General features: G+C 55.6%; 19 protein-coding genes. All 19 read left to right on the forward strand.

The window, feature by feature from the left end:
* Positions 1-85 precede the first annotated feature (85 nt).
* The gene (locus WKI47_RS22305) at positions 86-1,303 is read left to right on the forward strand and encodes a phage portal protein (protein ID WP_340229395.1); all 1,218 of its coding nucleotides are present in this window, start codon (positions 86-88) and stop codon (positions 1,301-1,303) included.
* Positions 1,254-1,838 (forward strand): HK97 family phage prohead protease, encoded by a 585-nt coding sequence (locus tag WKI47_RS22310; protein ID WP_340229708.1) that lies wholly within the window; start codon positions 1,254-1,256, stop codon positions 1,836-1,838. Before WKI47_RS22305 ends, WKI47_RS22310 begins: the two co-directional genes overlap by 50 nt.
* 12 nt (positions 1,839-1,850) lie before the next feature.
* Positions 1,851-3,080 (forward strand): phage major capsid protein, encoded by a 1,230-nt coding sequence (locus WKI47_RS22315; protein ID WP_340229396.1) that lies wholly within the window; start codon positions 1,851-1,853, stop codon positions 3,078-3,080.
* A gap of 46 nt (positions 3,081-3,126) precedes the next feature.
* A complete protein-coding gene (locus WKI47_RS22320) occupies positions 3,127-3,324 on the forward strand; it encodes a hypothetical protein (RefSeq protein ID WP_340229397.1) in 198 nt (65 codons plus the stop codon).
* Between the two features lie 3 nt (positions 3,325-3,327).
* On the forward strand, positions 3,328-3,864 hold the full coding sequence (locus WKI47_RS22325) for a phage head-tail connector protein (RefSeq protein WP_340229398.1): 537 nt from the start codon (positions 3,328-3,330) through the stop codon (positions 3,862-3,864).
* Positions 3,861-4,328, forward strand: coding sequence for a hypothetical protein (locus WKI47_RS22330; protein WP_340229399.1), 468 nt, complete (start codon positions 3,861-3,863; stop codon positions 4,326-4,328). Before WKI47_RS22325 ends, WKI47_RS22330 begins: the two co-directional genes overlap by 4 nt.
* On the forward strand, positions 4,325-4,657 hold the full coding sequence (locus WKI47_RS22335) for a hypothetical protein (protein WP_340229400.1): 333 nt from the start codon (positions 4,325-4,327) through the stop codon (positions 4,655-4,657). The genes WKI47_RS22330 and WKI47_RS22335 overlap by 4 nt, the downstream gene beginning before the upstream one ends.
* On the forward strand, positions 4,654-5,145 hold the full coding sequence (locus WKI47_RS22340; protein ID WP_340229401.1) for a phage neck terminator protein: 492 nt from the start codon (positions 4,654-4,656) through the stop codon (positions 5,143-5,145). Before WKI47_RS22335 ends, WKI47_RS22340 begins: the two co-directional genes overlap by 4 nt.
* Positions 5,135-6,151 carry a DUF3383 family protein gene (locus tag WKI47_RS22345; RefSeq protein WP_340229402.1) on the forward strand — a complete coding sequence of 339 codons (1,017 nt, stop codon included), beginning with the start codon at positions 5,135-5,137 and terminating at the stop codon, positions 6,149-6,151. The genes WKI47_RS22340 and WKI47_RS22345 overlap by 11 nt, the downstream gene beginning before the upstream one ends.
* 15 nt (positions 6,152-6,166) lie before the next feature.
* Entirely contained in the window at positions 6,167-6,553 is a 387-nt protein-coding gene (locus WKI47_RS22350) for a phage structural protein (RefSeq protein ID WP_340229403.1), read from the forward strand.
* A 31-nt stretch (positions 6,554-6,584) separates the two neighbouring features.
* Positions 6,585-6,881 carry a hypothetical protein gene (locus WKI47_RS22355; RefSeq protein ID WP_340229404.1) on the forward strand — a complete coding sequence of 99 codons (297 nt, stop codon included), beginning with the start codon at positions 6,585-6,587 and terminating at the stop codon, positions 6,879-6,881.
* A 199-nt stretch (positions 6,882-7,080) separates the two neighbouring features.
* On the forward strand, positions 7,081-9,477 hold the full coding sequence (locus tag WKI47_RS22360; RefSeq protein WP_340229405.1) for a phage tail tape measure protein: 2,397 nt from the start codon (positions 7,081-7,083) through the stop codon (positions 9,475-9,477).
* Entirely contained in the window at positions 9,477-10,073 is a 597-nt protein-coding gene (locus WKI47_RS22365) for a phage baseplate protein (protein ID WP_340229406.1), read from the forward strand. Before WKI47_RS22360 ends, WKI47_RS22365 begins: the two co-directional genes overlap by 1 nt.
* 10 nt (positions 10,074-10,083) lie before the next feature.
* Complete coding sequence (locus WKI47_RS22370) at positions 10,084-10,413, forward strand: phage baseplate plug family protein (RefSeq protein ID WP_340229407.1); 330 nt, start codon at positions 10,084-10,086, stop codon at positions 10,411-10,413.
* On the forward strand, positions 10,403-11,197 hold the full coding sequence (locus WKI47_RS22375; RefSeq protein WP_340229408.1) for a phage protein: 795 nt from the start codon (positions 10,403-10,405) through the stop codon (positions 11,195-11,197). The genes WKI47_RS22370 and WKI47_RS22375 overlap by 11 nt, the downstream gene beginning before the upstream one ends.
* The gene (locus tag WKI47_RS22380; RefSeq protein WP_340229409.1) at positions 11,194-11,589 is read left to right on the forward strand and encodes a Gp138 family membrane-puncturing spike protein; all 396 of its coding nucleotides are present in this window, start codon (positions 11,194-11,196) and stop codon (positions 11,587-11,589) included. Before WKI47_RS22375 ends, WKI47_RS22380 begins: the two co-directional genes overlap by 4 nt.
* Before the next feature lie 9 nt (positions 11,590-11,598).
* Positions 11,599-11,955, forward strand: a complete 357-nt coding sequence (locus WKI47_RS22385; protein WP_340229410.1) for a DUF2634 domain-containing protein — start codon at positions 11,599-11,601, stop codon at positions 11,953-11,955.
* Entirely contained in the window at positions 11,948-13,120 is a 1,173-nt protein-coding gene (locus WKI47_RS22390; RefSeq protein WP_340229411.1) for a baseplate J/gp47 family protein, read from the forward strand. The genes WKI47_RS22385 and WKI47_RS22390 overlap by 8 nt, the downstream gene beginning before the upstream one ends.
* Complete coding sequence (locus WKI47_RS22395; RefSeq protein WP_340229412.1) at positions 13,113-13,757, forward strand: hypothetical protein; 645 nt, start codon at positions 13,113-13,115, stop codon at positions 13,755-13,757. The genes WKI47_RS22390 and WKI47_RS22395 overlap by 8 nt, the downstream gene beginning before the upstream one ends.
* Position 13,758: the final 1 nt, after the last annotated feature.

The raw sequence follows: 13,758 nt of genomic DNA on the forward strand, positions 1-13,758 counted from the left end.
ACCGTTTATTTCTCGTTATTTGGAGAAAAGAAGCGCTACAGGAACGTTATCTGACCCTCCGCCGTGGCTATATCGAGCATTTGGCGTGCCGTACGGGAACGAGATCGCGGTCACGGAAGCAACCTCCATGCGCTCGACGGCGGTCATGGCGAGCGTACGGGTCATAGCCGAGACAGTCGCGTCGCTGCCGAAACCGGTCTATCAGCGCCTCAAGCCGCGTGGGAAGCGTCGGGTAAGCCATTCGATCGGGGATCTGATCGGTAAATCTCCGAATCCGTACATGACCGCGTTCACGTTTTGGGAAACGCTCATGTCCCACATCATGCTCTGGGGTAATTTTTACGCGGAAATTGAGTACGACAGTGCCGGTAGCATCACTGCCCTATGGCCGATACCGCCGCACCGTGTCGAACACCGCGAGACGGCGGACGGAGATCCATACTTCCGGCTGACTTTGAAAAGCGGCAAGCAAAAGGACATCCCGTTCTACGCTATGTTGCACGTACCGGGCCTGAGCTTCGACGGACGAAAGGGGCTATCGGTTATCGGCTGGGCGCGGCAGGCGGTCGAGGTCGCCATCGCGACAGAGAATTTCGCTGCCGAGTTTTTCAAGAATGGCACGAACGTCGGAGCGGTAGTCACGACGCCGAGTACCTTGTCAGACGGAGCATTTGATCGCTTGAGCAAGTCCTTACATTCCTCATACTCGGGTCTTGGAAAAGCTCATAAGCTGATGCTGCTTGAAGAGGGCATGACGTTTAGTAAAAACACAATCCCGCCGAACGACGCGCAGTTCCTAGAGACACGAAAATTCCAGACGCTGGAGATCGCGCGGATCTTCCGGGTCCCGCCGCATATGCTCGGTGATTTGGAGCGGGCGACTTTCTCCAATATCGAGCAACAGGGCATCGACTTCGTGACGCATACAATCCGGCCGTGGCTGGTCCGCATTGAACAGACGGTCAATATGCGATTATTCGGTCAGGACGAGCAGAAGAAGCTTTTTACCGAGTTCTTAGTCGAGGGTCTGCTGCGCGGCGAGACGAAAGCGCGGTACGAAGCATACAACATCGCTCGAAACGGCGGCTGGCTTTCGGTCAATGAGATTCGAGAGTTGGAGAATCTGAATCCAATTGAGGGCGGAGACGAATACCTGCGGCCGCTAAATATGGCGGAAGTCGGTAAACCAAGCGAAGGAGGTGATAACAACAATGACAACGGTCAAGGAAACAAAGGAGCAACGGGACCTCTTGATGCCGGAAACCAAGCCGGAGATCCGGAAAGCGGAGGGGGAACCGACTAAGATCATCGGGTACGCCGTCCGCTGGGGACAGTTATCACATCTGATCTTCGGGATGTTTCAAGAGAAGTTCGAACGTGGCGCTTTTACTGAAGCGTTACAGAACGCGGACGTTTATGCGAGCTGGCAGCACGACAGCCGCGAAGTCCTGGGACGCACGCCGGGAACATTGCAACTGTTCGAGGACGACCTGGGCCTGCGCTACGAAATCCAGCCACCGAGCTGGGCGGATAAACATGTGGAGACGATCGAGCGCGGAGACGTGCGGGGGTCGTCTTTTATTTTCCGCGCAGTCAAAGAAGAATGGGACGAAACGGGCGAAATAGCGATCCGCAGCGTGACCAAAGCGGACCTTTTCGAAGTCTCGCCAGTTACAACGCCTGCATACCCGCAGTCTTCGGTCGGTATCCGCTCCGCCGAAGATACTTTCCAATCCCGACCCAAGCCACCGGGTAGAGATGACACTGATGAAGCTACCGAAAAGCGTGCTGCTGCAATGCTCGATTTTGATATGAGACTCAAAAAATTGGATTTATAGGAGGAAAATATTTTGAAAAACCTGATGGAGCTCCGCCAAAAACTGGCGGCGAAGAAACAAGAAATGCGCGGTATGATCGAAGCGGCACAGGGAGAGAAGCGCGGATTTACGGACGAAGAAGAAACGAAGTATTCCAGCTTGGAAGAAGAAATGCGCGGTCTGGAATCGGAAATCAAACTCGAAGAACGCGCTCAAGCGATCGCGATGGGCGGCGCAGGTAGCCAAAGGACTCCGGACGACCCGAATCACGAAGGCGAGTTTCGCAGCTTCGGCGACTTGGTCGCAACCTATCGTACGAATCCGTCCGATCCAAGATTGAACGAATACCGCGAACTGGCAATGGGCGCAAACATCTCCGGCGGAATCTTCGTTCCTCCGCAATACTCCGATCAATTGCTGCAAATCGCGACGGAATTTGCGGTCGTTCGCCCACGTGCAGTCGTGATTCCGGCCGATGAAACATCCCCAGATGCGTCGATCAATCTGCCAGCGCTGGATCAAGGTGCCGGTTCGAACATGTACGGCGGCGTCGAGGTCAAATGGATCGAAGAGGGTGGAGAAAAACCTAAAACAGACGTCAACTTCCGCGATCTTAAACTTGACCCGCACGAAGTCGCTGCGCACATCGTTGTTACCGACAAGCTGTTGCGCAACGCGCCGGCTATTGATTCGGTCGTTCGTCGCCTCTTTGGTCAGGCAATCGCCGCAGCGGAAGATCAAGCCTTCATGTTCGGGAATGGCGTAGGTAAGCCTCATGGCGCACTTGCATCGCCGGCTGCGACGGTAGTCGCGCGCAAAACAGCGGCGGTTATTACGTACCTGGACGTCGTAACGATGCTGGCGAAAGCGAAGCTTGGCGGATCGCTGGTCTGGACGGCTTCGCAATCCATCCTGCCGCAGCTCCTGACAATGAAAGACGACGCCGGAAATCTGATCTTCCAGCCGAACATCGCGGTAGAAATCGGCGGAACTCTGCTGGGCTACCCGATTCGGTTCACGGAAAACGCCGTGGCACTCGGTGGAATCGGCGATCTGACGTTGTCGGACTTCGGCTACTACGTCATCAAAGATGGTGCGGGCATCTTCATCCAAGCGTCGGACGCTCCGCTGTTTACGCAGAACAAGACGATCATCAAAGCATTCTGGAACGTCGACGGTAAGCCGTGGGTAAACGGTCCGTTCACACTCGCCAACGGGTACCAGGTATCGCCATTCGTGAAGCTCGGCAACCCGACCGCCTAAGCAGGAGCCTTTGGGCTCCTGATCTTTTAAGAAAGGAGTGATCGTATTGGCAAAGCCGAAAAAGTACCCGGTTATCGCAGAATTTACCGATGCGGCAACCGGAAAGACGATCAAGGTAGGCACGCAATTCGAGGCGGACGCGAAGCGGGTTCTCAAACTCGTAGCCGCTGGCGCGATCGAAGACCCCGGCCAAGTGCCGGACGAACCGGATGACGAAAAGCCGGCTCTGGAAAAGGAGGGATAAGCGATGCTGACAACCGTCTCGCGAGCGAAAGACATGCTCGGCATTATGGACGATAGCCAGGACACGCAGATCGAAGCGCTGATCGGGGTCGGTACGGATGCGATCGAAGCCTACTGCCGCCGACAGTTCGGCCGCCGCGTGCACACGGAGACGATCGAACGGACTGCCGGCCAATACTTGCAGCTCCGTAATTACCCGATCATCGAAGTGACAAACGTCAACCGCAACGGCGGCCAGCTAAAAGGCTGGTCGGAAGCAATAGAAAAAGGCATGCTGATCCGCGAGGACTGGCCGCCGGACGTGTCCGTAGAGTACGAGGCTGGGTACGTCCTGCCTGGCGACGCTACCGAAGAAGTGCCGGCGAACCTGCCGCGCTCGCTTGAATATGCGTGCATCCTCTTTGTCCAATACGCGATGCGCGAACCGGGCGTGACGAGCGTGAGGATCGGCGACCTTTCGGTCAGCTATGCCCAGGACGGCGCTGATATGCCGGGTCCGGTGCGCTCGTTGCTCGCGCCGTACCGCAACCCGCTTCCATGAGCCCGCGGCAGCGGGTGCGGCGCGCGAACGTTGAGGTCGACGACAACACGCTGATCCCGGAAATGATTCAGCGTTTGCGCGGCCTCGTTGAGAACGAGGTGCATATCGGGATGGAAGGCGGCGGGGAACTGGCGCTCATCGCGGCAGTTCACGAGTTCGGCAGCGCCAAAATGAACATTCCTGCCCGGTCGTACATTGGGACCGCGAAAAAGAAGGCGCAGGCGGCAATCAGCAAGGCGGTGCGGGCGGGCGTGACGGAAATCGCACTCGGAACTCGTGATCCGACTTCGCTTTTGCAGCAGCTTGGGGAAATTGGACTCGACAAGACACTGAAAAATTTTGACCGCATCAAGCAGCCGCCTTTATCGCCGATTTACGCCAGTCGAAAACGAGGTCGCAAGCTGCTGGTCTCTGATCGGGATCTGCGCGGCTCCATTGTATTTAAGGTGGTGGCAAAGTCATGAAGCACCGGTTTGCGACAATTATGCGGCCGTATCTCCGCCCTTACACGCTTTTGAAGAAGACGGAAGGGGTTTGGAAAGGCGGGAAATTGATCGAGGGCGAGCCAGAACGCGTCGCGCTGCGCGGAGTCATCCAACCGCTGGGCCGTAAAATCCTCCAAGAAGACGGCGGTCGCTACGACGAGGACGACCGGAATCTGTACACAACGAACACGCATGCTGCTGGCGACGTGGTCGAGTACAAGGGGAAGCGGTACACGGTGACGGATGACGACGACCGCAGCGACTATAGCGACGCTTACCAATACGTTTTGAAGCGGGTGAAGCCATGATCGACACGCAAGGGATTCGCGAAGTCATGATCGACGAAGGTCTGAACCCGTATTTGGGCGTACCGGTGATTTTGGCCGACCAGATAAACAAAGCGCCTGCTTATCCCTTCGTCGTGATCCGATTCAACGACTTTTCAGGCGAACCGATCGGTCATCCGGCGCGGGTCGTCGTCGGAAACGTGTTGAGGACGACGGAAACGGTTATCTGGACGATTGATTTCCAAACCGAAGCCGAAGACCCGGACGTCTCGGCAAGGCTCGCACATCAGGTCAGGGATTGGTTCCGGACGTCGCGCCTGCTCCAGGATCGGTTTGGCATCGGCGTCGCGAACGTAGGCGGTATTGATGACCGAGCGATCGCGCTCGGCGCGGAATGGGAATACCGGCACGGCATTGAGATTGAACTGCGCGTTACAAATACCATTATTCAGCCGCTCGAAGCAATCGAAGCGGCAAAAATCGAGGAGGTTGACCCACTTGGCAATTAAAGACGTGACCGTTATCATCGACGTCGAGCGGCCCACCCCGCTCCTGGGCTTCGGCAAGCCGTTGATTCTGGGATCGAGTACAGAAGGCAAGCCGTACAAAACGTATAACTTGGACAGCCTGGACGGCGTGAAGGCCGATTACGGGGTAGGAACGGAAGAATATAAGGCAGCCGCCGCGATTTACGCACAGGGCGATCACGCTCCGAAAGAAATCGCGATTGCACAGCGCAAGAACGGCACTGAACCGGAAACGATCGACCAAGTCCTCGCCCGCGTATGGGGTGAGGATTTTTATTTCCTCACGGCCACGACGACGGATGATGCGGAAGTCGATGCGATTGCGGCCTATGTGGACCTGGAGAATTACCGCCAGTTCTTCACACGTAGCGACGACCCGGTCAGGATCGCAGCGTTCAAGGCGAAGCTGTACAAGCGCTCGACGATGTTCGAACATGACGACATCGTTAAGTATCCGGAAGCCGCCCTGATCGGCCGCTGCGGATCTGCGCCGGTCGGTTCGCTGACGTGGAAGGGCAAAACGCTCGCCGGTATTCAACCGATGGACATCAACGGGACGGAACTCAAGGCGATTCACGACCGCGGCGCAATTACCTACGTCACCAAAGCCGGCGACAACGTTACGAGTGAAGGAAAAACTGTCTCCGGCGATTTCATCGACAGCATTCACGGGCAGGATTACATCAAATACAGCATTGAATACGAAGTACAAAAACTGTTCAACCGAGCGGAGAAGGTACCGTACACGAATGCTGGTATTGCGCAAATCGAATCCAAGGTCCGGACAGTGCTGCAACGCGCAGCGAAGCAAGGTCTGATTGACATTGTGGACAATATCCCGCAGTACGGGACAACGTTTAAGAGCCGAGCCAATTCCGACGCGGCCGAGATCGCAGCGCGCACCTACACCGGCGGCGAATTCTGGTACAGAGAAGCCGGAGCGATTCACGACTCCATCATTCGCGGCCAAGTCCGCATTTCGGCATAAGGAGGCCAGATATTCATGGAATACGATCCGCAGGACGTCAGCGTCATTGTTGACGGAACTTATTTGACCGCATTCGGCGAAGATATGATCACGGTCGAGAAGAACGAAAACAACTGGGATGTGAAAGTTGGCGCCCAGGGAGACACGCTCCGCACGCGCGTACGTAACCCGCTCGGCACGGCGACACTTACATTGCTGGCGGGTAGCCCGCAGGTGCCGATGATGGATAAGCTCGCTAACACTGGAGATACTTTCCCGCTTACGGTGATTTACGACGGGGACAACAAAGAGACGATCACGGCCGAAGAAGCTTTTGTCGTCAAACCGCCCGAGCGTAATTATGGCAATGAACTTGCTGATCGCGAGTACGAGATCCAATTGCTGGACATGAACTACGCTTAAAAATACGTTTTGAAAACAGGAGGAATTCATAATGGCAAACTTCAAACAAACGAAATTCAAATCGAAATCCGGCAAAGAATATACACTGCAACACCCGGGCGTTCGCTCGGCAGCAAAGATCATCGACCGTGTGAAAAACAAACACGGCGTCGCATCAGACGAGAAGTTAGGCGATGAAATGCTGCAATATGTTGTCGTTTCGCCGAAAATGAAAGTCGATGACTTCGGAGACGATTACGCTGAGTACGTGGAAGTGGTGAACAAAGCCTTCTCGTTTCTTACAGGACAGGATTTCGACGCCGGAAGCGAAGAAAGCGGCGAAGAATAGGGCGTTAGAAAATTGGTCGATGTGGCGGCTTCTCTTATCCGATATGGGGATTACCTATTCAGACTTGGATAATATGGACCCTGACGACATTGACGAAGCTAACGCCGCTCTTGATTTCCATGAAGAACTGATAAAAAAAGCGAACAAAACAAAGTAGACGCCTCCGGGCGTCTTTTTTCTGTTCGGGAAAGGAGGAAACATGGCGGGCGGAATTATCGGCAACTTAATGTTCGCCGTCGGATTCAAGGTCAAGGATCGCGGCCTGAGGGACGCCGATTCGAAGATTGGAGCGCTTACGAAATCGGTCGTTGGTTTGGGGGCTGCCGGTGTAGCAGCGTTCGCCGGTCTGGGCGTGGCTGCTGTAAGTGCGGCATCTAAATTCGAAACTTCGATGTCAAAAGTAGCTGGCACGACCGGGCAGACAGCAGCGCAAATGGAAGAGACGCGCGAGATTGCGAAGAATTTGTACAGCAACAATTTCGGCGCAGATTGGGACGATCTCGGCAGCTCAATTTCGACCGTTGCCCAGATTACTGGACAGACCGGATCTGAGTTGGAGAACACAACGCGAAATGCGCTTCTTCTACGGGATACATTCGGATTTGAGGTCGCCGACAGCATCAAGGGCGCTGATACGATGATGAAACAGTTCGGAATCACGTCCGAACAGGCTTATGGGTTACTAGCGCAGGGCGCAGAAAACGGCTTGGACAAGTCGGGCGACCTGATCGACACCGCGAACGAATACGCCAATCAGTTTAAAAGTCTTGGATTCACCGCAGAAGAAATGTTCGATACGCTCGGAGCAGGCGGTGAGAACGGGGCTTTCATGATTGACAAGGTCGGCGATGCGATCAAAGAGTTCAATATCCGTTCGAAGGATGCTTCCAAGACGTCGATTGAAGCGTTTCAGATGCTTGGGCTGAACGCCGATGCAATGATGCAAACGTTCGCCAACGGCGGTCCGGAAGCCAAGCAGGCGTTTTCCGACATCGTTTCCATGATCGCAGACATTGAGGACCCTGTTCAGCGTAACAATATTGGCGTTGCACTTATGGGATCACAATTTGAAGACCTTGAAGTAAAGACAATCGCGGCTATGGGTGGAGCGCGAAGGCAATTCGATATGACGGCCGACAAGATGGCGGAACTGAACAAAATCAAATTCAATTCGCCCGGCCAGGCATTTGAAATGTTCAAAAGGTCGTTGGAGACAGGTATCCTGATCCCGATCGGCGAGCGAATCCTTCCGATCATGACCAAGTTCGGACAATGGCTTGCGGATCATCGGCCGCAAATCGAAGCGTTCGGTAACGCGGTAGGCGATAAGCTCGGCGGTGCATTCGAGCGAGCAGGGCAGTTCATTTCGTATTCGGTTCCGTATCTGAAACAGTTCGGCTCTCAAGCGGCCGCGGCGTTCGGGACGGCGGTAACATGGGCGAAAAATCTTTGGACGGAGATTCAGCCGACAGCCGAAATGATCGCCGTCAATTTGGTAGGGGCCGTTGTCGCGCTTTGGCCGCATATCCAGAGCATCGCCAAAAGCATGTACGACGTCGGAAAAGCAGTTGTTACGTGGAAGCCGTTCCTGCCGATCGTAACCGGATTGACCGCTGGCATCGTCGCTTATAAGGCCGTTGTTGTAACGACGTGTATTGCCACGCAAGTCTGGACGTCCATAACAAAAATTCAGACCGCAGCAACATGGGCGATGACTGCGGCAACGAGAGCTTGGAGTCTTGCGATGGCGATGAACCCGATCGGGCTTGTTATTGCGGCGATCGTGGCGCTGGTCGCAGCTTTTGTCGTCGCTTATCAGCGTTCGGAGACCTTCCGCAACATCGTCAACGGTGTTTGGGCGTCGATCAAAGTCGCGTGGGCGGCTACGGCCAACTTCTTCACGACGACCATCCCGGCCGTGTTCAATTCGATTGTGTCCTGGGTGACGAATGCCTGGAACACGATCACGGCCTCAACGTCTGCGACCTGGGCGGCGATTACGGGAGCAATCGGCGCAGCATGGAATACGATAGTCGGTGCGATTACAACGGCCGTCAATGGCGTCGTCTCCTTCCTGTCTGGCGCGTGGGAGGGCGTGAAAAGCACAGTATCGGGTGTCGGAACCTTTATCGGATCGACGCTTTCCGGAGCTTGGGAAGGCGTTAAAACGACGTTCTCCAGCGCGATAAACTGGATCATCAACAAGTTTAACGGCATGATCGGTCGCCTCAATTCGATCAGCATCAGCAACCCGTTTACCGGGGAGCAAATCGCCGGCGTAAATATCCCGCTTATCCCAACCATCGACGGCAGCCACAAAACTGGCTTGGATTACGTTCCGTACGACGGATACGTAGCCGAGCTGCACAAAGGCGAAGAAGTCCTGACCGCAGATGAGGCACGGCAGCGGCGAGCGCAACCAGCGGCAGCTCGATACGCTTCCGGTGGTGCCGCAGCTCCCGTGTTCAATATCAACGTCGAAGTGTCCGGGGGATCCGGTTCTCCGCAAGAGATTGCCGCCGAAGTTGCGCGGCAGCTCCAAGCGGTTATCGAGTCGGCTGGCCGCCGATTGAACGTGCAAGGAGGAACGGCCTAATGGCGAAAATTGATAACTTTTACGTGCTGGTCGAGTCTGAGAATCCTTCCTTCGAAAATGAAGTCCCGTCTCAGCCGGTGGAAAAAGGGGTGAACGTCAGCGATCACGTGCAGCGTAAGCCACGGTTGCTGGCGATCTCCGGCTTTGTCGCCGGCCCTACTTCTGATAAGACACTCGCTTTCCTTAAATCGGCATCAGATCGCGGTAAAATTGTTTGGTTCACCGGACGCACGACGATGCAGGGCGTCATAACCGGCTTTTCGACTACGCACGACAGCAACGTCGGAAATGGATTCGGTTTCTCCCTGACGATCGTTGAGATCCAGATCGCGACCAGCACGCCGGCGGAGAAGTTGGACCCGCCGACCCGCGCACAGGCCGCGCCCATCATCAATAGCGGCGTCAAAAAGAAAAAAGAATCGAAGCCCAAGAAGGCAGAAAAGACGAAAAAGGACTCCAAAAAGAAAAACGGCAAGAAGGAATCTAAGCCGAAAACGAAATCACAGAAGAAAAAAGACAAGGCTGAAAAGAAGACAAAGGAAAAAGAAACGGTGAAGAAGGTCAAATTCAAAGCCGGAAGTAAATGGAATAAGTGAGGGATGCGGCATGGAGTATATTGACATTGAAAAGAACCTCGTGCCGTATCGGTTTGACGTCGATTTGGACGATGAACTGTTTACGTTCGAGGTCAATTACAACCCCGAACGCGACTTTTTCACGGTCGACTTGGAGAAGGACGGTGAAGTATTGGTCGTAGGCGAAAAGATCGTGTACGGCACGCCGTTGTTCGCGGATGTTTGGGATAGCCGTTTCCCTGCACAAACGATTCTGCCCTGGGATGAATCGAATCTGTCGACGGCAGTTACATGGGAAACGTTGGGCGTAACGTGCTTCCTGTTTACGCCAACCGAGGAGGATCTGGACGATGACGATTAAAAACTTTGGCCGCGTCGTCGAGGTCCTGGTCGCCGGCATGACGTTCAGCATGGATAAATATGCGATCGAAGGTACAGTTCCGTTCGATAACGACACGTTGCCGAACGAAAGCGAGATCAAAATATGGAATTTGGCGCCGGAAACAATCACGTGGCTCAAACGGAACGAAAACTTAATCATCAATGCCGGTTACCAGGGCGACGTCGGCGTCATTTTGCACGGATACGTGGCAGATGTTCGCACGCTGCGAGACGGCGCGGACAAGGTCACGACGCTGCGCGTCATGGACTGCGAGGATCTGTCCAAGCGTACAGTCAAAGATATTGCCTATGTGGAAGGTACACTAGCCGAACGGATTATCCGGGATATGGCCGCGCAGATCGGACTTCCGATTGCGCAATTTGAGCTATACCAGAACGTCCGGTATTTGGAAGGGTATACAGCGTCGGGCGAGGCTACGGAGATCATTGCGAAGGTCGCGGAGGATTGCAAGACTCAGGTCTACGTTAACCGCGGCAAGTTGTACGTCCGCAATCTGCGGCGCGGCAAGGATGATCTGTTCAAGCTATCCGCGAAGACGGGCCTGATCGGCGCGCCGGAGTATTTCGAGGGCGAGGGAGTTAAGGGCTACAACGTGACCCAGCAGCTCCAATATCGGGTGACAACGGCGTCCGTAATCGACTTGGATAGCCTGGCTTTTACAGGACGAGTTTACGTTCGCAGCGGGCAGCATTCGTTCAGCCGAACCGGAGACTTCACAACCGTAACGGAGGCGGTTTTATGAAAAAAGCAGACCCAGGCGGGGCGCTGGCTTTGCTTATGCAGGGACACGGAAACAAAGGGGCGGGGCAGATCAATGTCGCGCTTATTTGCCGTGTGCTGGCCTTTGATGAAGCGAAAATGCGGGCATCTGTTCAGCCGTTGATTCAGGCGAACGAGAACCAGCCGGCTCCGCTGACGTCGGTTCCGGTGCTGGGCAATCGTTATAAGGTTGACGGCGGAGCCGAGCAAACATTCGTCCCCGTATTCGAGCCGGGCGACGTCGTACTGGTTGTTTGCGCCGATCGGGAAATCAAGAATGGACTGGCCGGTCAGGTTGCAAAGCCGGACACAGCCCGGCAGCATAGCTTAAATGATGCGGTGATCGTCGGGATATTCCCGGGATCGCTGATATGAGGTGACGATATGGAGAGTTTGAAACTCGTAAACGGGGACTTGGTTTTCGCGAACGACGAGCTGCAGATGATTTCCGGACCCGATGAGTTGGCGCAATGCTGCGCGGCTGAACTCGGTACGAATAAAGGTGAATGGTTCCTTGATCCAGACATGGGCATCCGGTTTGACCGGTTCAATGGAAAGAATCCAGATCCGGATGAAATGGCGGACGAGATCCGCGAAGGGCTGCATCGCCTGGATCGGATCGACACGGTCGAGGATGTGACCGTCGTCCAGGACAAGGTCAATCGGAAGCAGGTTGTTTCGTTCATGGCGACGTCCACAGGCGGCGACCGGCTGGCATCGGGGGTGACGGTCGATGCTTGATCGAACAGGATTCAAGCGGCAGCGATTCGAGGACCTGCTTTCCGACATGGAAGACAAGGCGCGGGACGCCTGGGGCGAGACGATTAACACGTCGGCGGCGTCGCCGCTCGGAATCATCCTGCGAATCTTCGCTTGGTTTCTCGCCGCGATTTGGGCGACGGCGGAGGACGTATACAATTCGGGCTACGTGAATACGGCCGAGGGGAACAATCTGGATCGCTTGGGGCCGAACGCGGGCATCACGCGGGACACCGAGCAGTACGCGACCGGATACGTGACGTTTACCGGCACGCCGGGTTATTTGGTCCCAGCCGAGACGCAGGTCCGGACCGAAACGGATGTGTACTTCGAGACCGCAGTCGACGCACAGGTTGGCGCGACAGGGACGGTAACGGTCGAGGTCGACGCGCTCGATCCGGGATTATCCGGTAACGTGGCAGCCGGAGCAATTAAGATTATCGTCAATCCTACCGCGGAGCTGACCACAGTTATCAATGAGGCGGCAGTCACGGGAGGCCGCGCAAAGGAAACAGATGACGAATTCCGGACGCGATACACGCAATCGGTCGCTGGCGGCGGAGGCGGAACCAGCGATTCGGTTCTGGGTGCGGTGCTTGGCGTTTCCGGCGTGCGAGCGGCGACGGTCATCAACAACCGAACCAGCCAGCCGGACGCGGACGGCAGGCCGCCGAACTCGTACCAAGTATACGCGCTTGGCGGCGCTGATCAGGAGATCGCGGAAGCTATCTTTTCGCGGGCGCCGGGTGGCATCGAAATGTACGGCGACGTCCATCGCGTCGTGACCGATCTTTCCGGCGAGCTGCAGGACGTTTACTTTTCCCGCGCCGCCGAAGTGCAGGTTTCCGTCGTGGTGGACGTGACCAAAAACGCGAGCTACCCGGCGGACGGCGATGCGTTGATCCGCTCCGCCATTGTCCGGTACATCGGCGGGGAATACGACGGAGCCTTTTATAATGGCCTGACAATGGGGGCTGACGTCGTGTATACGCGGCTGATCAGCGCCGTATATTCGGTGCCGGGCGTCGAAGATGTGACGATCACGGCGGGTACAGGTAGCGCGCAGACGGCACAAAACGTCGACATTGCGCGCTACCAAGTCGCGCAGACATCCGAGGCGCTGGTCGAGGTGACGAGTCATGTTTGATTTAAAGACGATGCTCCGCCGGTTTACCGACGTGTACAACAAAGACCCGAATAGCAATATCGGGCTACTGATCAGCATCTTACACGGGCAGCTCGCCTCGGTGCTCGCTACGTTTGAGCGGACGCGAGAATGGAAAAGTATTGACGCTGCCGAAGGGGTCGGACTTGACCGGATCGGCGAGAACGTTGTGCAGCCGCGGGGCGCATCTACGGACGAGGTTTATCGGGTGCTGCTGAAAAGTAAGGTTGCGCGGAACCTGTCTACGTCTGACATTGATACGATCATTCGCGTATTGGCACTCGCTTTGGACGCGGACCCGTCCGAGGTCAAGATCCGGCCAAAGTGGGCAGATAAGGACGATCCGGAGCCCGCAGCACTTTCGCTGATCAAGGTTCCCATTCGTCGACTGAACGAAGTAGGTATGTCGCCTTTTCAGTTTGCGCAGATCATACAGCAGACCGTTGCCGCCGGCGTCCGCGTCGCGCAGATTGAGCTCGCCGGCACGTTCCGTCTATCTCCAAAGTACGCGGAAGTCGTGAAGGGAACGAACGGCCTGGCTGACGACGAAATGACCCGTGGCGGTCGGCTCGGTGAAGTATATGTGCCGGGTGACGACTATGCACTGCCTATCAATTAAG

The sequence above is a fragment of the Saccharibacillus sacchari genome, from assembly GCF_037722395.1.
In the GTDB taxonomy this organism is placed as follows: Bacteria; Bacillota; Bacilli; order Paenibacillales; family Paenibacillaceae; genus Saccharibacillus; species Saccharibacillus sacchari_A.